The 21,386-nt window shown below is 43.9% G+C and carries 15 protein-coding genes and 1 riboswitch; of the genes, 6 read left to right on the forward strand and 9 right to left on the reverse strand.

Features of this window, described 5'->3' with window-relative positions:
• Nucleotides 1-302 precede the first annotated feature (302 nt).
• Nucleotides 303-1,844 carry an Ig-like domain-containing protein gene (locus HMPREF1535_RS03680; RefSeq protein WP_046145339.1) on the reverse strand — a complete coding sequence of 514 codons (1,542 nt, stop codon included), beginning with the start codon at nucleotides 1,842-1,844 and terminating at the stop codon, nucleotides 303-305.
• Between the two features lie 21 nt (nucleotides 1,845-1,865).
• A complete protein-coding gene (locus HMPREF1535_RS03685) occupies nucleotides 1,866-4,226 on the reverse strand; it encodes a TonB-dependent receptor (protein WP_046145340.1) in 2,361 nt (786 codons plus the stop codon).
• A gap of 131 nt (nucleotides 4,227-4,357) precedes the next feature.
• A riboswitch (cobalamin riboswitch) is annotated at nucleotides 4,358-4,560 on the reverse strand.
• A gap of 119 nt (nucleotides 4,561-4,679) precedes the next feature.
• On the opposite strand from HMPREF1535_RS03685, the gene HMPREF1535_RS03690 reads away from it, so the two are divergent.
• Nucleotides 4,680-5,960: an O-acetylhomoserine aminocarboxypropyltransferase/cysteine synthase family protein gene (locus tag HMPREF1535_RS03690; RefSeq protein ID WP_007654833.1), complete on the forward strand. Its 1,281-nt coding sequence runs from the start codon at nucleotides 4,680-4,682 to the stop codon at nucleotides 5,958-5,960.
• A 288-nt stretch (nucleotides 5,961-6,248) separates the two neighbouring features.
• Here HMPREF1535_RS03690 and HMPREF1535_RS03695 read toward each other — a convergent pair whose 3' ends face one another.
• The 3 genes from HMPREF1535_RS03695 to HMPREF1535_RS03705 all read right to left on the reverse strand — a co-directional run bounded on the left by HMPREF1535_RS03695 (nucleotide 6,249) and on the right by HMPREF1535_RS03705 (nucleotide 11,839).
• On the reverse strand, nucleotides 6,249-9,476 hold the full coding sequence (locus HMPREF1535_RS03695; RefSeq protein ID WP_148499098.1) for a DUF6383 domain-containing protein: 3,228 nt from the start codon (nucleotides 9,474-9,476) through the stop codon (nucleotides 6,249-6,251).
• A 408-nt stretch (nucleotides 9,477-9,884) separates the two neighbouring features.
• Nucleotides 9,885-11,039, reverse strand: coding sequence for a glycosyltransferase family protein (locus tag HMPREF1535_RS03700; RefSeq protein WP_046145341.1), 1,155 nt, complete (start codon nucleotides 11,037-11,039; stop codon nucleotides 9,885-9,887).
• Nucleotides 11,036-11,839 carry a UDP-2,3-diacylglucosamine diphosphatase gene (locus HMPREF1535_RS03705; RefSeq protein WP_046145342.1) on the reverse strand — a complete coding sequence of 268 codons (804 nt, stop codon included), beginning with the start codon at nucleotides 11,837-11,839 and terminating at the stop codon, nucleotides 11,036-11,038. Before HMPREF1535_RS03705 ends, HMPREF1535_RS03700 begins: the two co-directional genes overlap by 4 nt.
• A 132-nt stretch (nucleotides 11,840-11,971) precedes the next feature.
• Here HMPREF1535_RS03705 and HMPREF1535_RS03710 point away from each other — a divergent pair, with 132 nt between their 5' ends.
• A complete protein-coding gene (locus HMPREF1535_RS03710; RefSeq protein WP_046146392.1) occupies nucleotides 11,972-12,454 on the forward strand; it encodes a YkgJ family cysteine cluster protein in 483 nt (160 codons plus the stop codon).
• 88 nt (nucleotides 12,455-12,542) lie between these two features.
• On the opposite strand, the gene HMPREF1535_RS03715 is transcribed toward HMPREF1535_RS03710, so the two are convergent.
• A complete protein-coding gene (locus HMPREF1535_RS03715; RefSeq protein WP_007654843.1) occupies nucleotides 12,543-14,699 on the reverse strand; it encodes an elongation factor G in 2,157 nt (718 codons plus the stop codon).
• A gap of 196 nt (nucleotides 14,700-14,895) precedes the next feature.
• Here HMPREF1535_RS03715 and HMPREF1535_RS03720 point away from each other — a divergent pair, with 196 nt between their 5' ends.
• From HMPREF1535_RS03720 to HMPREF1535_RS25940, 4 genes are all read left to right on the forward strand, one after another.
• On the forward strand, nucleotides 14,896-15,132 hold the full coding sequence (locus HMPREF1535_RS03720) for a hypothetical protein (RefSeq protein ID WP_052329213.1): 237 nt from the start codon (nucleotides 14,896-14,898) through the stop codon (nucleotides 15,130-15,132).
• 76 nt (nucleotides 15,133-15,208) lie between these two features.
• Entirely contained in the window at nucleotides 15,209-16,336 is a 1,128-nt protein-coding gene (hemW, locus tag HMPREF1535_RS03725; RefSeq protein ID WP_046146393.1) for a radical SAM family heme chaperone HemW, read from the forward strand.
• A 115-nt stretch (nucleotides 16,337-16,451) separates the two neighbouring features.
• Nucleotides 16,452-17,051: an ATPase gene (locus tag HMPREF1535_RS03730; RefSeq protein ID WP_007654847.1), complete on the forward strand. Its 600-nt coding sequence runs from the start codon at nucleotides 16,452-16,454 to the stop codon at nucleotides 17,049-17,051.
• Complete coding sequence (locus tag HMPREF1535_RS25940; protein WP_007654848.1) at nucleotides 17,044-17,214, forward strand: hypothetical protein; 171 nt, start codon at nucleotides 17,044-17,046, stop codon at nucleotides 17,212-17,214. Before HMPREF1535_RS03730 ends, HMPREF1535_RS25940 begins: the two co-directional genes overlap by 8 nt.
• 123 nt (nucleotides 17,215-17,337) lie before the next feature.
• Here HMPREF1535_RS25940 and HMPREF1535_RS03740 read toward each other — a convergent pair whose 3' ends face one another.
• From HMPREF1535_RS03740 to HMPREF1535_RS03750, 3 genes are all read right to left on the reverse strand, one after another.
• Nucleotides 17,338-19,497 (reverse strand): S46 family peptidase, encoded by a 2,160-nt coding sequence (locus HMPREF1535_RS03740; protein WP_046145343.1) that lies wholly within the window; start codon nucleotides 19,495-19,497, stop codon nucleotides 17,338-17,340.
• 24 nt (nucleotides 19,498-19,521) lie between these two features.
• Nucleotides 19,522-19,998, reverse strand: coding sequence for a CYTH domain-containing protein (locus tag HMPREF1535_RS03745; protein ID WP_010802001.1), 477 nt, complete (start codon nucleotides 19,996-19,998; stop codon nucleotides 19,522-19,524).
• 203 nt (nucleotides 19,999-20,201) lie between these two features.
• Nucleotides 20,202-21,275, reverse strand: coding sequence for a DUF2027 domain-containing protein (locus HMPREF1535_RS03750; RefSeq protein WP_010802000.1), 1,074 nt, complete (start codon nucleotides 21,273-21,275; stop codon nucleotides 20,202-20,204).
• Nucleotides 21,276-21,386 lie beyond the last annotated feature (111 nt).

Below are 21,386 nucleotides of genomic sequence, written 5' to 3' on the forward strand. Positions count from 1 at the left end.
AATCAAACTGCCGCCCTGAAGGGATGAAATGATAAAAGATGTATACGAAAATCCGGACCAGGACAACCTCCTGCAAAACATAGGACCTTTGACTTCAAAACATATATGTTTTGTAATCAAAAGTCCCTTATTTACAAATCAAAACACCTATACCTTGTAAACGGATAACTACTCGTTACCCGACGGGTAACTATCCACCGGGACATGGATGCCTATCGGTCGGAATACAAATCAGCAATGCGCACCCTTCAGCCAAAGGTTTTGAAATATGGTGGATCACACCGGCTGAAACCTGAAAGAGATCAATCGTTTTCTACTACACGGATCATATCGAAGTAGAATTCGCCAGCCACTTCCGCACCTTTTTCTACAGTACCAGTCTTGGTGTCGTAGATGTAGATGATGGCATTGGCATCAGCTTCGGTATTCACGCCAATGTATGCTTTCTCATTGAACACGACAGAACGCTGAGAGAAACGGCCGCCACTGTAAGAGAGTTCTTTGCCGCCAAAAACCAGGCGTGTTCTTTCGCCCGTAGCCAGATCGATGATGGAATAATAATGGCTGTAACTGTCGATCGCAGTACCTGCCGCATCGTTGCGTGCATACGCCAAAGCCTTACCGTTACCCAGATTCTGGACGGTTAGCAGTTTACCGTCTGCATTCGGATACCCATCGTAGTCAGGATCGAAATCTGTCTCCCCTTTCTTGATACGCAATAGATGGCCTTCTTCTATATCATCTTTAATTACGGTTGCAGCCAGATAGAGGTTACCTTCTTCATCATACATTACACAGTTCTGCATCAATTCACCGTAAGCACTTCCGGCCATTTCATCGGCAAGCGAATTGCGTGTGATTTTTTCAACCTTCGTCAAATCGGCCGGGTTAAGGACTGCTGTATAAAATTTTGTTGTAGTCTTACCTCCTCTGCCGGACACACCGTTTTTCCCATAATAGAAGTAGTACAATTTTCCTGCCTTTTCATTATAGGTAAGAATACCCGATGTTGAGAACTTCTTTGTCTCTTCGCCTTCCACTTCAGATACAGGTAGTGGAATATCCAATGTACCCTCCTCCATAATCGACATATTATCGGCGTTCAGCTTACTCCAAAGGACTTTACTGGCATCACCACTGGCAGCCATGATAACGAGTGTGTTATCGTCAAGCCACGCATGCGTATATGAGCGTACTTTATAAGTATTCGTCTTGAACGGGCATGATGCTACTTCCACCACCTGGTTATTCTTGATCTGATATTTCACGAAACGGTCGTTGCTTGAAGGAACCTGGTAATAATATTTACCTTTCGAGATACTCTCCATAGAATATTCGCCCAGTTCCGTTCCTTCGCCTTTAATAGAGATGGTGCCTATATCTGCGGTCAGCTTGCCGATGCTATTAACGACAGTTTTGTTTTGGCTACTCATACCGCCATGTTTACCTACGGTCAGGAACAAATCGAAATGGTACTTGCTTTCGTCGAAAGCCGGTGCATCTTTTGTAACCGTAACGGAACAGGTCGCTGTAAATCCGCCGTCGTCTGTTTTAACGGTGATTGTGGCAGCACCTTCTGCAACGGCAGTAACAACTCCTTTGTCTACAGTAGCGACATTTTCATCCGAAGTGCTCCATGTAACGGATGTAACTGCGGCATTGGAGGGAGCGACTGTAGCGGTTAAAGAACCTGTTGTTCCCACCTTTAGTTCCAAGGAGGTCGGATTGACTGTGACTCCGGTCACGGTCAGTTTTTCAACGTCATCGTCATCCGAACAAGCGGTGAATGAGAACGCCATCATAGTTGTCATGAAGGCAAGTAATACAAATTTGAACTTCTTCATTTTTCTACTTTATTTATATGATTAATTAATGAATACCCTGAATTTCGCAAAGAAAGCACGTCCGGGCTTTTGCAGTTTATAATTGTCGTAGGCCGTTTCATCGAGGAAGTTGGTACACTCCAATGCGATATTGTAGCGATCATGCTTCCATGAGTAAGTAGCATTGGCATTGCAAATGTGTTGCGAGGGAATACGCGCCTTTGTATCGCGGTTGCCATAGGCTTCCCAGGTCAGAAAATACCAATGTACCCACTGGAACGTACAACCTAACCGTAACTTGCCGCCTTGTTGCCAAAGATTGCGGAACGTATAACTCGCCTCCGCACTGCCGAACAGCCAGGGACGGTTAGGTACATGGTTGTTGTATGTGGCCGAGGGTTTACCGTCCTCTTTGAACTCTTGCTGGTCGCGGGCATCCTGATAGCTGACATTAGCCATGAGTTGCAACCGTCCGTCCCAGTCGTAGCTGACTTCACCTTCCACACCTTTGATATGGACAGCGGGATCGTTGACATACTGCAACATACCTTCTTTTTCGATGACGGAAGTTTGTATATAGTTGTCCACATAACGCAGAAAACCGTTTGCCTCGTAATAGACGGTATGACGGGCGGCCGGACGCCATGTACCGAACAAGGCGAGATTGACATTGTTACTCTTCTCCGGCTCTAACGCCACATTGGCATAGACGGTCGTTCCGTTGCCTAACAGTTCCCGGGCAATAGGCAAACGTACACTATGCTCGTATGAAATCTTTACCGCCAACGGGTTGAAGAACGTATAACGCAGTCCGGCTCCGTATCCTAAATAGTTTTTCGTAGTCGAACCTTGTACCTTGTCCGAGCCGGTTACGGTGGATTGATCGGTTTGCCGGATATTAGGATGGTTCACGTAGTCTTTGGCAAAGAATACGTTCTGCATCTTGCCGTCGAAAAGCGATTGGCTGTAAGTCAGTCCGACGATATGCTTGGTAACCGCATCGTTAGACGGCTCGAAACTCTGGTCTAAATCGTCGTAGCGGTCGTTGCCTGTCCGGCTCAGATTATAGTTCAGGTTAAAGCCGTGATGCTCATTCAGCTGATAATCCAAATTGGCACGCACGATAGTCAACGGACGCTTATAGTGGCGCATGGTAGGTTCGCCGCCCCTGATTTCGTTACGTTGGCTCACGATATAGCCACCGTCCCAATAATATTTACGGTAGGCGGTATCAACGGTGATGGAATGATCCCATGTGTGTGATAAGGTCGCCTTCAATGTCATATTTTCTGTGAGAAAGTTGCGTTTATTGTACCGCGCCGACACATTCCACGCATCTGAATTACGCTCCGCCATGCCATACACTTTGGTCTGTACGGAGCCTGTCTGCAATTCCTTGTCTGTTTTGGAGTAGGAAGCCGACACAAATAATTCGTCCACCCAAAATTTACCTACTATTCCTGCTTCTATCTGTGCTAAAAGCGAGAAATAACCGTCATGGAAACGTTTGGGATTGCCATTGATAAACCGATCGCCTGTCTCGTTACGCATCTGCACATCTTTCATCCGGTAATCGTTTTTCGAATAGTTGATGCCAACGGTAGGACGCACAATCAAACCTGTGCGCTGTTCCACAAACTGCGCATTCAGGTCGGCGCTGTGTGTATGAAAGGAACCAATACTGTAAGATGCATCCAGGAAGTTCTCCTTCTCCGCCTTGGTTATAATGTTGACGGCACCGCCCAATGCATCCGTTCCCAACAAGGCAGGCACCACCCCTTTATAAATCTCCACCCGGTCGATCAGGTTGACAGGTAGATTGGCAAGCGTCACATTGCTACCTTTACTGTCTAATGGCACACCATCAATGAAATAACGGACAGAATTACCCGATAACCCGTTGATGGAAAGATCAAAATCAGAACCGACTCCTCCTTCTTCCCGGACCTTTATTCCGGTCGTCCGGTTCACTATATCAGTAAGATTCTTCAACGAGTTGATCTGCGATTTTACATCAAGGGCATTTACCGAGAAAGCACCTTCCTTGATCTTCTGTGTTTTCGATTTACCGTACACTTCTACAGAATTCAGGGTTACGGAATTTTCTTCCATAACGAAATCAAGCGTTTTGTTTCTACGGATATCGAGAGTTGTTTTTATTGTATTATAACCCAACAAGGTAATTATAAGAGTATGCTTTCCGGGTTTCAGACTTAGTGAATAGCGTCCCCGGTCGTCGGTGTATGTCCCTGCCGTCGTATTTTCGATGGCAACAGTAACCATAGGAAGCGGAGCACCATCTTCTCCCCTCACCTCTCCCGACAACGTGGCCCTGTCTTGCGCCGCCAGCCTTACAGGAAACAAACAAATAAACAACAAAAATACATGTATGAAACCTCTCATCCCATCAAAAACATTATATATTAACGACAGGCTTTCGATAAAACAGAATGGACCACATGAACAGCCGGAACTCCCTACCAAATACAGTCAAGTCCTTACTTACATGTTTTTCAGCCTTATTCCTCGAAAGCTTAAAACTACTGATTCTGGCAGGTCTTCTGACTTACTCCGTCATTGAACGTCCTTCCCATTCATTGCGAACAGTGGATTGAGTTGTGTTCAACGACTTTGGCGGAGCTTACAGCAGCGGGTCTGTTCAGGATTTTCACCTGATTCCCTTTTCATCACTTTTCCGTAGAACTGGATTTGTGACACCAAAACCGGAGGCAAAGGTAAAGATTATTTTTAAACAGTACCCTATTTTTTATAAATGATCATAGATTTGTATTAATGGAACGAACTATTCTTTACTTTTGTCAGCAGAATATAATTACATAGCAAACATTTAATAATATGAGCAATTCATTCAAGCCGGCAACTTTGTGTGTGCAGGGTGGCTGGCAGCCTAAAAAAGGAGAACCTCGCGTTCTGCCTATCTATCAGAGTACTACCTTCAAGTATGAGACCAGCGAACAGATGGCGAAACTGTTCGATCTGGAAGAGAGTGGTTATTTCTATACCCGTCTGCAAAACCCGACCAACGATGCCGTAGCATCCAAGATCGCCGCTTTGGAAGGTGGTGTGGCAGCAATGCTGACTTCATCGGGACAGGCTGCCAACTTCTTTGCCTGTTTCAATATCTGCGAAGCCGGCGACCATATCGTAAGCGCAACCGGTATTTATGGCGGGACATACAATCTGCTGTCTGTTACCCTGAAAAAGCTGGGCATCGAATGTACATTCATCGACCAGGATGCCAGTGAAGAGGAAATCAGCAAGGCGTTCCGTCCGAATACAAAATTATTGTTCGGCGAAACGATCTCCAATCCGGGAGTGATGGTACTGGATATTGAAAAGTTTGCCCGTATCGCTCACAAACATGGCGTACCATTGATCGTCGACAATACATTTGCCACACCGATCAACTGTCGCCCGTTCGAATGGGGTGCCGATATCGTTACGCATTCTACGACCAAATATATGGACGGACATGCGACTGCCGTAGGAGGTTGTATCGTCGACAGCGGTAACTTCGACTGGGAAGCGCATGCAGACAAATACCCGGGCCTCTGCCAGCCGGATGACTCCTATCATGGCCTGACTTACACAAAGACATTCGGGAAACTGGCATATATCACCAAGGCTACCAGCCAGTTGATGCGTGACCTGGGTTCTATCCAGTCTCCGCAAAATGCTTTCCTGCTGAACCTCGGACTGGAAACATTGCATCTGCGTATGCCGCAGCATTGTAAAAATGCACTGGCCGTAGCTAAATGGCTTCAGAATTGCGACAAGGTAGCCTGGGTAAACTATCCGGACCTGGAAGGAAATAAATATTACGAACTGACAAAGAAATATCTTCCGAACGGTTCATGCGGTGTCCTGTCATTCGGACTGAAAGGCGGACGCGAGGTAGCTATCAAGTTTATGGACAGCCTGAAACTGGCTGCTATCGTTACTCATGTGGCCGATGCCCGTACTTGTGTGCTTCATCCGGCAAGCCATACGCATCGCCAGTTGACCGACGAACAATTGAAGGAAGCCGGTATCGCTCCGGACCTGATCCGTTTCTCTGTCGGCATCGAAAGTGCGGATGATATCATAGCGGATATCGAGCAAGCTTTAAATCAGTAATCAATAGTTATTCAACAGGAAATCGTATTGTATGGAATACGGTTTCCTATTAAACATAATGAACTCCATTTCCAGGAGCTCCTTAAAAACAAAACCCCGATGGTATTAAATACCGCCGGGGTTGTTTTTTGTCCATTTCCTCCCTTCACAGGGATACTCATGGATGAACTTTATTTTATTTTTATTACTAAAATTACGCTTCCAATCTGTTCGCCTTCACAGGCTACTTGCCCTTCCCCATAGGGGAAAGGCAGAGAAGCTTTATATTGTTTAATTATTCTTTAATTCTTATTTTACGATTGCTTTAACAGCAGCTTCGCCTTCAACAGCTACAACTACGATACCTGCAGGAGCAGAGATAGTTGCTTCGTCAGAAGAAAGAACTGTGCTAGCAATTGTCTGACCAAGAACGTTGCTGATAGTAACAGTCTTATTAGCAGCACCCTTGATTGTGATGTCACCGTTACCAGCGATTACAGTTACAGCAGAAGTAGAAATTGCTTCGTTTTCTGTAGCTATATCTTCTTTATTACCCTGTTCAACATTGAAGATCAAAGCATCATCAGCACCAGTAATCTGATCGAATGAAGATTCTGAACCATCCAAAGAACCTGACAATACGATACAACCGTTCTGCATCTTCAACCATTGTCCCTTAGTCGGAGCAATATCTTTATCGCCTTCAGCTTTCTGAGATTCCATCAAGAATGCACGATCTTCTTCATTTTCCTTAGCAGCCTTTTCAGGATCTACAAAACGCATTGACCATGTTACTGCTTTGTGATTGTCTTTCTGTAAGTTTACGATATACTTTTCTGCATATTTCTTATCTTTTACTGCTTGTTTGATAACAGCAGTATCGAATGTAGCTAATGTTACATCTGCAAAACGGCCTGTCAAAATGAATAAGCTATCACCCATATGAGCAGCTTTCACGAAACCAGCACGAGTGTAACCTTTCCAAGCATAATCAGCTTTGTTAGCTGCATTATTTACAGAGTCTGCGAAGTTAACCAGATATTCACCCATGTGGAACGGAGCCTTACCTGCTTTATCGTGAGGACAGTTTACAGGACGAGTACCACCATTTGCTACAATTTCTTTACATACAGGACACATTTCACCCGGTTCGAATGCTTGATCCATACGGTTAATAGAGATCAAATATTGCGGTTTGATAGCACCATTCCAACGATTTACGAATGCTGTATCAACGATAAATGATTTACCATCTTTTGTAAAGTCAGGAGTATAGATTCCTAAGAACTTGATACCATCAACCTTGAAGTTTTCGTTTGCTTCTACCTGTAAATATTCTTTACGGTATTTTTCTACAAAACGTAATGTATCGGGAGCATCAGGAGTTTCTTCATTGCCTTCCAAAACCTTAGAGTTGAAACGACGATACAAAGGAGCGCCATAAGGAGCAACCAAGAAAGAAGAAGTTCTTACTTCGCTGATAACCTGTTGTTTCAATGTTGCATCTAATGTTTCGTCTGCAACACCAGCTTTACCATTGATATCATCTGCAGTTGAAGCATTTACATCAAATGTAACCAAAGCATAGAAACTGTTCTTTGCGTCATCGCTTGCACGCTTAGCATAGTTATTTTCTTTGAAGTAGAAAGGAGTAGCTGTAATATCGTTTTCTTTAGAAATTACATATTTATGTTCTACATTCTGACCGAACTTCAAGTTACCCTTTGCAGAAGGAGAAACCATTGTATAAGACTGTCTCTTCAATTGTTTCAAATCCGCAATACGGTTTCCTTTAGCAGGAACTGTATAACCATAAGCTTCTTCATCACCAGCTGTTAATTCAAACGGAATAATATTATCCATTACAACTAACAAAGAATCCGTTGACTTACCAATATATTTGTCGCTTACATACGGATTGAAGTAATTGAATGTATAACGATTAACCTTCAACTCATTTGGTGTAAGTTTTTTATAACCAAGATTTTCATTACCTAACACAGCTTTATCTGTAATCTGTTCGAATACTAAAGAGTCAGTAGCTACCAGATCATCAAAAGCAGCAGCTGTATAATAGTAGGTAGCACCTTCGTTTTTATACAATTGAATAGCATTTGCATTCAATCCTTCAAATTCACGGTTGATAATTTCTACAGATGATTTGTCTGCAAAATAAGAAAGAGTATTATTTTTCAATACAACCCACTGATAAGCAGGCATATTAGCAACGCTCTGTTCGTTAGCATCAACAGTTACCCATTTTGCATCATCACCGTTATTATAGATCGGAGATGCTAAGTACTGACCTTTAGAGTTCTTAATATAATACAAACCGTCAGCAACAGATGTTTTATAGTCGCTAGCTGTTGCAGGATCAGAAACTGCGAAAAGCAAGTTTTCCTCTACCAATGTAGCAGAAGTAGGAGTTGCTGGTTTAAAGAATGTCATTACTTCAGTTGTCGGAGTCAACAAGATACTTGACAAAGTACAATAATCAGCTGCTGCATGAGGAGTTCCTGTCAAAACCATAGCTGTAGCCCACTGTGAACCAGTTGCATTACCTGCTTCATCATACGTAAATCTTGAACCATCTTGTTTGATTGAAACAAAAACGCTGTCTTTAAACAAATCTTTTACAATCTTAAAATGGTTAGGAACAGAAGCTGCAGTAGTTTCGCCTGTTTTTAGTTCTTTACGAGCTAATTGATAAAGATTATCTTTATTCAAGCCGGTAGCAACATGAACAGCAGTATCCACACGCAGATACTTTTTAGTACCAAGTTCTTTCAAAGCAACATAACCTCCAGTGATATCTTCAGCCTGGAATTTAACGCCACTGATCATATCAACTTTCAGATCCTTTTTCTTTGGAGTTAAAGTGAAATACAGACCATTAGTACCACCGTCCAAAACATTCAGATCATCTTTTGTCATTGCTACTGTTGTCGGTTTAGTAGCTTGAATAGTCAAGGCTGTAACACCTGTTGCCGGTTTTGCATTAGCATACTTATAAGCAAAAACAGTACCGTCTGTAGCAGTAGCCAAAGCCATTGTTGAGTCAACAGACAATGCATAAGTTAATGCTTTAGGAGCTTCCAACTCATCTGAGTAAGAGTTTGCAACCCATCCCCAAGCCATACTCTGACCTGTTAATAACTGACCTGTAGCAGGAGTTGTCACTTTACCATCTTTATCCGCAACAACAGCAGTCTTCGGATCAAATGTAATAGCCAAGCCTGTAGCTTTATTCACCAAAGTAAAGTGATTTGAATTTGTTGCACTGGCAGTGATTGTCCACAAAGCATTGTTATAATCTGAAGTCAGATCATTCGCAACTTTTAATTTACCATCTACAACCTGAAGATTTTTACCTACAACAGTAGAACCATTTGTCGTTGTAACCGCTGTTCCGGAAGCATTCAAGGCATAAAATCCCTTTTCAAGCTTTGATACCTGATCCGCATTAACCTGCGCATTAGCAGAAACGGATCCAACCAGCAAAACGCTGGCTAAAAGCGTAGAAAACTTTTTGTTCATAATCAAAAATTTAATATTAATACTAAGTAATTTAAAGTTCTATCTAATAATACCGGCCTTATCTACCGGCTTTTCATACGATCGTCAAATACTTCAGCAAAAGTAAACAATAGTTTTTTATCCACAATTATTTTTATTGATTTTTTTATCAGGTCATATCCTTTCTTATCAATTGAATACGATAGTTTGTACAAAATCGGGGATAAAAATGACAAACCTTATTTTCCCTTCCCATTTCCGGATTATAACCAGGAACATGAAAAGGGACCCCTGATAAGGAAAGCTATAAGCAAGCATTATAAAATGTACACGTACATTATATTATATATAAACTAACCGGAATAAATAATGGCGAAGAGCCATTACCGCTTTAACGCAATAAAAACTTATAACAAAATGCGATACCGGTTAAATCGAAAATGTCTTCGCCACCCTATACACCCAATGCATAGACAAGCGATGCCAAACGGATGACGGCATCTCCTCCATCAGCAAATCTTCACGGAATTCACGCAGGATTAACCAATCCGCCTGCTGTACCCAATGACGGAATACTGGATTCGGCTGGTGGGTTTCCGATAAATGCAGCAAAACATCCAAATCGAAGTGCTCGGCCACCGTACCCGCTCCCGACAAAGATGCATCATGAGCATTACAGGCCTGTTCAATATGGGTTGGAACCATCAGGACAGGCTTATCCAGATACATTGCTTCGCAAACAGATTCGAAACCGGCTGTCGTTGCATACGCTTTGGCATTTGCCATATATTTGACAAAACGAATATCGTTCAACTGATGAAAAGAAAGTGTATCGTCAATCTTTGTGGTTTCTTTGGCTCCCCGCTTATCCCAAAAGAAATGCATCGGAACCTCCGGATGAGCAGCATGCCACTCTTTTACCTCTTCGCTGAATCCACTATTCAACAAATAGCCATGCAGATAGTCTCCTTTTCGGGGAGTCTTATTTATTATTTCCTTACGTAATAAAGGAGGTACTACCACCATCTTATCTGCCGGAACTTCGCGCATTTTCCGAAATGACAGGGCGAGCTTTTTCGTAGCACCGATAGCCGTTACATGGGTAAAAAACTTCAACAAAGATAAAGAGACTGCATTCAGCTTGGGAAAAGAGAAATCAGGATGCAGAAAAAGATACTGGTGAGCAATGCAAACCATCATCGCTTTCGGACGGCAAAACAAGTAAGTCAGCCCCGTCAACAACTCATAAAAATTGACTACCACATCTGCACCTGTTTCCTTTATCATCCGGTTAATATAGTGTATACTAGCCGTATATTTATGCAGTCTCAATACATTATATCCTATACTTTTCAGCAAATTAACCTGTTTATTCTTTGCCGTAGGCAGAAAGTTCGGACTTTCAAAAGAATAGACCGGTGCATTGATTTTCTCCATAAAGAAATCAGGGATACGACGAGCCGGACTTTTCCCGACAAGCACACCGACAACCTGATGACCTTCGTCTGCCAGCTTCCGCCGGAGAGACAAGGCTTGTGTCAGATGGCCTCTACCCTCCCCTTGTATGATAAACAGCATTTTCATATCACTTCAGCATATAATACAGGTTTTGAAACAGATTCTTCCTCCATATCATACTCTGCCTTATTGTAAGTCAGAATATTCCATTCTCCTTGTTCATTTTCAACCAAAGCGGTCATACTTTCTACCCAATCGCCGGAATTCAGGTAATGAACATTGCCGTACCGGACATTTGCCGCCTGATGAATATGACCGCAGATAATTCCGTCAAGCCGTTTGACTTGTGCCAGTTTTACCAGTTCCTTTTCAAAATCGGAGATGTAAGAGACGGCACTCTTCACCCGGTGTTTCACATGCTGCGAGAGGGAAAAATAAGGTTTACCATGCTTTTCCCGATTCTTGTTATAAATCTTGTTCAGCCACAACAGGAAGGTATAACCGATATCGCCCAGCATCGCCAGCCAACGCATATTCGTTGTTATCGTATCAAAGATATCGCCATGGGTCACCAGGTAACGCTTCCCGTGGCTGTTCAGCAAATAGTCTTTTACGATAGAGATATTGGAGAACCGGAAAGGAACCAGTTTATCGAGGAAATCATCGTGATTACCACGGATATAAATGATTTGCGTCCCTTTCTTCTCCATCATTTTCATCAGGACTTTAAAGAAATCGGTTTGTGCCTGTTTCCATCGCTTGCCGGATTTCTGAAGTTGCCAGCCATCAATGATGTCACCGTTCAAGATCAGACGGTCGCAGTCAATATGTTTAAGGAAATTGGTTACTTCTTTCGTCCTGGAGTGTTCAGAACCCAGGTGAATGTCAGAAAGCACAACGGTCGGATAATATTTTCTTAGTTTCATACGTAAGATATTTACACTACACAAAGAAACGCAACCGCTGTTACAGCATTGCAACAACCGTATGAAGATACTTTTTCTTTTTCCACCGTAAATGCTTACATTTGCCCTTTCAAATTAAAACATAATCATTTTATGGATATTAACTCCCTCCCTGAGAGAGCTAAAAAAGTAGAGAAGGAAACAAAGACTTTTTTCAAATCTATCAAGAAGAACCGTCACCGGGAACTGGACGACACGATACATGCCATCCATGAGGAGGTATTCGATTCTATCAATTGCCTGGACTGCGGAAATTGCTGCCGCACACTGGGACCACGCATCACGGACCGTGATATCGAACGAATCGCACAGGCATTGCGCATCAAGCCACACGAAGTTGTTCAACGCCATTTACATATCGACGAAGATAAAGATTATGTATTCCGTTCAATGCCTTGTCCTTTCCTGGGAAGCGACAATTATTGCAGTATTTATGAGGACCGTCCGAAAGCCTGCCGGGAATATCCGCATACGGACCGGAAAAAGTTCTACCAGATACATGCACTGACAATTAAGAATGCAGAAACCTGCCCGGCAGTATTCCATACGTTAGAGCAGCTAAAACAAGAGTTTTAAGAAAAAAGCGACTTGCGATACCAGCTTAAAGAAACAAAAAAGGCATCCCCCAAAGAGGATGCCTTATAGTTAGATACTAATTTATTAATCAATCTTCTGACTGAGTAGCTTCGTAAGCCTTCAACAGCTTATCCTGTACATCTGACGGTACAAGTTCGTAAGCAGAGAACTTCATTGTGAATGAAGCACGGCCACCGGTAATAGAACTCAAAGAAGTTGAATAGTTGGACATTTCTTTCAAAGGAACTTTAGCCAACAACTTTTCAAAGCCTTTTTCACTGTTCATACCCATAATGATGGCACGGCGTCCTTGCAAGTCGCTCATTACATCACCCAGATAATCACCCGGAACAGAAACTTCTACATCATAAACAGGTTCGAGAATCTTTGGACCAGCTTCTTTAAAGGCAGTACTGAAGGCATTACGACCGGCCAACATGAAAGAAATTTCATTACTGTCTACCGGATGCATCTTGCCATCATAGACAATGATGCGCACATCACGGGCGTACGAACCGGTTAACGGTCCCTGTTCCATACGTGCCATAATACCTTTCAGAATAGCCGGTAAGAAACGGGCATCGATGGCTCCACCAACGATACTGTTAATAAATACCAGCTTACCACCCCAGTCCAAATCAATAGTTTGCGTATCACGTACGCTAATTTTATATTCCTGTCCGCCGAAACGATACATATCCGGAGCCGGCATACCTTCGTAATAAGGTTCCACAATCAGGTGAACTTCACCGAACTGGCCTGCACCACCGGACTGTTTCTTATGACGATAGTCAGCACGGGCAGCCTTTGTAATGGTTTCACGATACGGAATCTTCGGTTCAAGATACTCAATCGGCAGCTTATCATTATTTTCAATTCTCCATTTCAACGTACGCAAGTGGAATTCTCCCTGTCCGGAAACGATTGTCTGTTTCAATTCCTTGGACTGTTCGATAACCCATGTCGGGTCTTCTTCACGCATACGGTTCAGGATTTCCATCATCTTTTCCGCATCCGATTCGTTAACCGGCTTAACGGCACGGCGGTATTTCGGGTCCGGATATTTGATAAAGTCGAATTTATAATCACATCCCTTACCATTCAGGGTATTACCGCGACGTACATCTTTCAGCTTCACTGTTGCACCGATATCACCTGCCACCATTTCAGACACTTCGTTACGAGTCTGTCCGGCTACGGAGAATAACTGTGCGATACGTTCTTTCGAACCACGGTCGGCATTCAGTAAATCGTCTCCTGCTTTTACTTTTCCTGATATCACTTTAAAATAGGAAACCTGGCCGATATGCGGCTCTATAGTAGTCTTAAAGAAGAACAGACTTGTCGGGCCATCGGCTACAGGAGTAACCTCCACGCCGTCAGTTGTTACCGGACGAGGCATCTTGTCGGTGCAAGGAACCACATTTCCAAGGAATTCCAATGTACGGCGAACGCACATATCACGTCCAGCACAAACGCAGAATACCGGGAACATACCGCGGATAACCAAACCGGCACGGATACCGGCACGCATATCGTCTTCGCTCAATGTGCCTTCTTCGAAGAACTTTTCCATCAGCATATCGTCATTTTCGGCAGCTGCCTCAACGAGCGCTTTGTGAAGTTCCATGGCTTTGTCCATTTCTTCTGCCGGGATTTCCAGAACGTCAGGCACACCGCCTTCGGGTTTCCAACGATACATCTTCATTTTCAATACATCGACAACGGCATTGAAAGATGCTCCTGTACTAACCGGATACTGGATAGGAACAATCTTGCTACCGAACTGATCTCTCAGCTGGGCAATTGTTCCGTCATAGTCCGCTTTATCGTTATCCAACTGATTGACAACGAAGATAACGGGTTTATGAAATTGTTCTGTATACCGGAACTGGTTCATTGTTCCCACTTCCACACCATACTGGGCATTCAACACCATCAGTGCCGTATCGGTAACGTTCAGGGCTGAAACAGCTCCACCGATAAAGTCGTCCGAACCCGGACAATCGATAAAGTTCAGCTTCCTGTCTTGCCACTCAACACTGAAAACGGTTGAGAACACTGAGTATCCATACTCTTTCTCAACCGGGAAATAGTCGCTCACTGTATTTCCTCCGTCTACAGAGCCACGACGTTTTATAACTCCACCCTCGTAAAGCATTGCTTCAGCGAGAGTGGTTTTCCCAGAGCCCGAACTTCCCAAGATAGAGATGTTCTTAATTTCGTTTGTTTGGTATACTTTCATGATATCAGGTATTTTGAGTTTAACAATAAATATCATTACGTGAATTACTCACGAGGCCGCAAATTAGAGAATGTACAGGAAAAAAACAATTATCTGCCCCGTGTTTGAGAACTATGTTATGTAACAGGCCTCTTCTGGGATATTTTTTCGTACCTTTGTATAATAGATATAAATTAAGATTATTACTATGACAACTATGGAATTAAAAGCACGTAAAATGGATCTGGTTGAAGCGCTGATGCAACTGGATAACGAGAAACTGGCTAAAGCCGAGAAGTACATTAAAAAGTTACTATCCGACTCTCCGACCAAAACGTATGATATGCCTTCCGAACTCCTGAATGCATTGTTAAACCGAGCCGAAAATAATAAAAAGAGCGGAAACTATATCGAAGAGCAGGAAATGAGTGACTTCATAAAATCCTTACAATGAAAATAATCTGGGATCCTCTTGTAAAACAACAAAATACCCGTCAAGACCCTCAAAAACTATGGACAATACTCAAATAATGGCAGGCCTTTATATCCATATTCCCTTTTGTGCAAAACGTTGTTTGTACTGCGATTTTTTCTCCAATACGGAGATGAAGTACAAAGAACCGTACCTTGCCGCCGTGATCCGTGAGTTGGAATTACGCAAGGAGTATACGGATGACGAACCTGTCGAAACCATTTATTTCGGTGGCGGGACACCCTCCCAACTGGAGGCGAAAGATTTCGACCGTATATTCAATGCCATCCACCGGCTTTTCGATGTAAGCCATTGTCAGGAAATCACCCTGGAAGCCAATCCGGACGATATGACACCCGAATATGTGGCCTCCCTGCGCTCACTCCCCTTTAACCGTGTCAGTATGGGAGTACAAAGTTTCAAGGAAGAGGACCTCCGCTTCCTGAACCGTCGCCACAACCGGGAACAGGCCTTGCGAGCAGTCGAGTTATGCAAGGAGAATGGTTTATCGAATATCAGCATCGACCTGATATACGGCCTGCCCGGACAGAATGTAAAAGAATGGGAAGCCAATCTCGACACCACTATCCGGCTCGACATTCCACATATCTCCGCTTACCATTTAATATATGAAGAAGGTACGGCTTTATATAAACTAAAGGAAGCCGGAAAGATTTCTCCCGTAGAAGAAGAGGTCAGCGTAACCCTTTTCACCTCACTGATAGAACGGCTGACGGCAAACGGATATCAGCAGTATGAAATATCCAACTTTGCACGTCCCGGAATGCTCTCCCGCCATAACAGTTCGTACTGGACCGGCAGGAAATACCTGGGGATAGGTCCGTCCGCCCATTCCTATAACGGAATAAGTCGACAATGGAATATATCCTCACTCCCGGCCTATCTCCGGGGAATCGATAGCGGTTCACCCGACATAGAAGTAGAGGAACTGGATTTAAACACCCGCTACAACGACTTCATTATCACCGGACTTCGCACCATGTGGGGCATTAGCTTAGTTGAAATTCAAAGACAGTTCGGAAAAGAGAAACTTGCCTACTGTCAAAAGCAGGCAGCCCCTTACCTTAAACAGGGCCTGCTTATTCAAAAGGGCGAAACTTTACTCCTTTCCAGGGAAGGGATTTTTATCTCCGATGGTATCATGAGCGACCTTTTATGGGTCTAATTTTAACAAAACAGCCCTCCGAAACAACGAAATGCGGGGTTATTCGTACAAATTCTGCACATTTTCACGATTTTTGAGAAATAAATTGTACAACATATAAAACTATTATCTATATTTGCCCTGTCAAAAGCAGCAAATAGTGCCATATTTATATATAATATCAGGTTGCAACGGAGCAGGGAAAACAACGGCTTCCTTTACAATACTTCCAGAAATGTTGAAGTGTAAGGAGTTCGTGAATTCCGACGAGATAGCCAAGGGGCTTTCCCCTTTTAATGCAGATAGTATCGCCGTAGCTGTAGAAGCAAGCCGTATTATGTATAAGCGCATCAAAGAACTCATCGCAGCCGGTGAGACTTTTGCAATGGAAACTACGCTCGCCACCCGATCAGTCGCAAACCTGATCAGGGAAGCACAAAGGGAAGGATATTATGTGACATTGTTATATTTCTGGTTGAATACGCCGGATTTGGCAGTGGAACGGGTAAAAATGAGAGTGGCTGCCGGTGGTCATAACATACCGGAAAGTACTATCCGTCGCAGATACGAGGCGGGTATTCACAATCTTTTTGAACTATATATCCCCATTAGTGATTATTGGATGGTAACAGACAATTCTATGTCTCCGATGGAAGTAATCGCCAAAGGATTCAAGAATGAAAAAAAAGAGATATATAATTCGGATATTTACACTAAACTTGAACATCATGAGTGAACAAGAAGTAAGAGAATTTGAAGAGAATATAGTTAAAGGAGCCAATATAGCTTTTCAACGCTTAGTTAACCAGAAAAAGAAAGAAGACGGAGAACTAGTATTCTCACGTAACGGATATATTTTCCGCGTAAAAGCAGCTGAACTTGAAAAAGGCATGTTTTAATTATATCAGAATATAAAAAAAGCGAGTGATTGTATCAATCATTCGCTTTTTTTATGGCTTTAATCCCATCCCGGATAGCCAGACGTTCACATCCAGCTATCTGGAATTCAGATTTCTTTCCTATTATTCTACCAAATCCATCTCCTCCAGCAGATAGCCGGCTCCGGCATATTTGTCGATCAGGAATAAGACATAACGGATATCGACGATGATACTGCGCTGATAGTCCGGTAAGTACTGGATATCGCCGCCTACACCTTCCCAGTTACGGTCGAAGTTGATACCGATCAGTTCGCCGTTCGCATTCAGGACAGGACTGCCGGAATTACCTCCGGTAGTATGGGTAGTTGCACTGAAGGCTACCGGCATTCGTCCGTCGGGCATCTGATAGCGGCCGAAGTCTTTGGCTTCATAAAGCGCTTTCAGGCGGGACGGTACAACAAACTCCCAATTCGTTGAATCTTCCTTTTCCATCACACCGTCCAGAGTGGTCTGGCAGTTATAATAAACGGCATCCTTCGGACGATAGCCTTTCACCTGTCCATAGGTCAGGCGCAGAGAGAAATTGGCATCGGGGAAATTGGCTTTATCCTGATACATTGCCAGCAATCCTTTTACATATTCTTTATGAGCCAACGCATATCCGGAGTCGAAATCGGCCAGGGCGGCATTCAGATTCGCTTTTTCCTCCTGCACGGATTTGGCAAACAAGATCATCGGGTCCTGCTCCAGAGCTTTCACAGAAGGACGCGTTTTAAACTTGTCGAAGTTCTCTTCGCTTCCGTAGATAGATTTATCGAACAGGTAATCGACAAAACGGTCTACATCACCCTTGAATTTCTTGTCAATCAAAGAGAAATAAGCAGGCTGGGACTTTGCAGGAACCAGGCGGCGGTATTCCTTCAGCATGACCTTTGCAATCTTCTTGTCTACTTCCGGGGCATAATCCTTATCGGCGAAACGATGGTAAGCCATATCCAGCAGACGGATTTGTTTCTGTTGCTCGTTGCGGTCTTTTCCTCTCAGGGCATCACTGACGGACTGCACCTCTGTCGGTACTTTTGCAAATTCAATCCCACGCAGGATGGCCTCATCCAGCATCCAGCTACGGAAACGGAGGTCTTTCCGGTCGGAAACTATCTGTTCGAGGGTCGATAAGGCTTCCGGGTAGCTTGATTCGTTATTCTTTTGCGCCCAGGCAATCAGACGGTCTTGTTCTTCTTTTTTTACCTGCTCGAAGTTACGTTTCTTTATTGCCCAGTTGCTTCCGATAGCATTCTTATAGGCATTGGTCGAACCGGCATATTTGCTGGCGTACTGAATACGGACAGATGGGTCTTTCAGCATCTCGTCCAACATGACTTCCTGGCGAAGGTTACGGATATTGATACGAACTGTATTGTCTATGTCGCGACGTTCGGCCACCTCCCAGGAGGTATAGTACTTGTTTGTGCGGCCGGGAAATCCCATCATCATGGCATAATCGTCTTCTTCAACACCTTTGACGGATATTTTAAACCAACGCTTCGGACGCAGCGGGACATTCGATTCGGAATATTCCGCCGGATTACCGTTCGCATCGGCATAGACACGGAAGACGGAGAAGTCGCCGGTATGACGCGGCCACATCCAGTTGTCGGTATCCGCACCGAACTTACCGACAGATGAAGGAGGAGCACCGACCAGGCGGATGTCGGAATAGATTTTCTTCGTGAACATATAATATACGTTACCTCCGTAGAAAGCCTTAATCTCTACTTCCGTACCGGGATTATCCTGCAGGAACTTTTCTCCGACTTTGGCTTTCGCCAACCCGTTCAGGTATTTCGGGGAAAGGAAGTTCATGCTTTGCGGGTCTGTATCTTTCTCCAGTTCTTTCTTTACATAATCGGTTACATCTTCTATCTTGTCGATGAAGGTGACGGTCAGTCCGGGGTTCGGTAATTCCTGCTCACGGGTTGTCGCCCAAAAGCCATCGGTCAGATAATCATGCTCCAGCGTACTGTGTTGTTGTATCTGGCCGTATCCGCAATGATGGTTTGTCAGCAACAGGCCGTCCGGCGAAACGATTTCACCTGTACAGCCTCCGCCAAAGATAACGACTGCATCTTTCAGGGATGCGGAATCAGGACTGTAGATATCGTAATCCTGCAATTTAAGTCCCAGCGCCTGCATTTCCGGAAACTTCTGCTGCTGGAGTAACGGAAGCAACCACATGCCTTCGTCCGCAACAGCGGGCAATGACAGGGCAGCGGCCAGAACGGATAATAAGATTTTCTTCATGGTGTTTTATTGTTTAAATTATTATTATTTCTTTGTCCATTGGGAATAGGGTTCCTTAGTCAGCATCGAGTTGTAATATCTACGGTCTCCACTGACCTCTTCCCCTATCCAGTCGGGTTTCTCAAACGGTTCATCTTCGGAAGCCAGTTCTATTTCGGCCATAACCAGGCCTTCGTTGGCTCCGTGGAAGACATCGACCTCCCAGGTATGTTTGCCGACGCGAACCAGATGGCGCACTTTGTCGATAGCTCCCGGTTCACAGAGGGTCAGAAGCTGTTCGGCATCCGGCAAAGGAATCTCCTGCTCAAACTCGTAACGGCTCAGGCCTTTATCATCGGAAGGGCCTTTAATGGTAAGAAAACCTTTCTCACCTCTTATACGGATACGCACCGTACGACCGGGCTGCGAACAAATGTAGCCTTGCACGATACGCTGGGAATCGCAGACTTCTTTAGAGAAGTCTCCCTTTACAATGAATTTCCTTTCTATTTCGGTTGCCATAGCTTGTTGCTGTTATAAACCGGAGCTAATACCTTTTTCCTCAGCAGGGAAGTTGTTGCCGACGACGTCGGCAATATTGTCGACACTGTCAGCAAAATTGTCGACGCTGTCGGCAAAGCTTTCGACACTGTCGGCAACAGATTTCCTGCAAAGGTAAATAAGATTTACCCGGTTGTTTTAGCCTATTTATCAAGAGGTAATTCTTATTTGATAGTCACCATAGTGGCACCAAAACCGTATTCACGGAAAGATGCATCCTGATAATAGTATTGTTTGTATCTTGTTTTCAGTTCCTTTTCTATCGCTTTACGCAGAACGCCATCCCCTTTGCCATGGATAAAGACAATCTTTTGTCCTTTATGATTTGCGTACTTACCCAGTATTTCATGAAATTTATCCAACTGGTAGGTCAGCATATCCGCGTTGCTCAATCCGTTTGTATTGTCCAGCAGTTCCGTGATATGCAAGTCGACTTCCAATACGGCGCTGTCCGATTTCTTCTTCACGATAGTCTGGGGAGCACGGCGGTCTTCCTGTACTTTCTGATACATCGCCTCTTTCAGGTCAGCCGCAGAAACAAGCAATTCCCTTTCCGGCACGTCGTTACGAACGATGGGATATACCATTGCGTCTTCCTCAAAGAAATCGTTTTCCATAAAACAATGCTGCTTATAGAACTTGACCGTATCGAGATGCAACTCTACGGAGATGGAGTTCTTCAGGGAATAAGGTTTGTCCTTTTTGAAAGCAATCAGCTGCACGCATATCCGTTCGAGGTCGTTCAGGTCTTCCTTGCCGAATTCTTCCAGGAAGATTTTTGTATTCGGTTCTATCAGGCCATTGTAACGGCTGACCCAGCTGTTGTTATGGCGGTTCATATAGTTGAAGAACAGATAGTAGTTACTGTCGTTGATGAAATAGGCTTCATAACCGCTTTGCTGCATGACCTTTGTCGGTTCGAGCGGAAGATAAGCCAGATAGATATTCATCCGTTCCCCCTCGGCTGTTTCTTCAATTTTCACTTCCTCCTGTTTCGGCTGCGGTTTAGGAGCCGACTGTTGCACCTGCGGTTGCGGCTGTACTTTCGGACGGTTCGAACTATGCACCTGCATCTCATTCTCTCCGCCAACCACAACGCATTCACGAATCAGCGCCGGAATGTCGAATCCGTCTTCATCTTCCACCAGTACCTGGTCTTTTCCTTTAAAACCACGCACGATACCGCCTCCCGTTGTATTCAGGAAGCGGACTTTATCACCTACCTTTATATTACTCATAGCTTTTGTCGTTTATATTTCGTATCGACAAAGATACTTCATTATACCATAATATCATACAAATTTGTACTTTTGCACCCGGGTTCAACAAGAATGTGCCTGATAAACAGA

It is taken from the genome of Parabacteroides goldsteinii DSM 19448 = WAL 12034 (assembly GCF_000969835.1).
In the GTDB taxonomy this organism is placed as follows: Bacteria; Bacteroidota; Bacteroidia; order Bacteroidales; family Tannerellaceae; genus Parabacteroides; species Parabacteroides goldsteinii.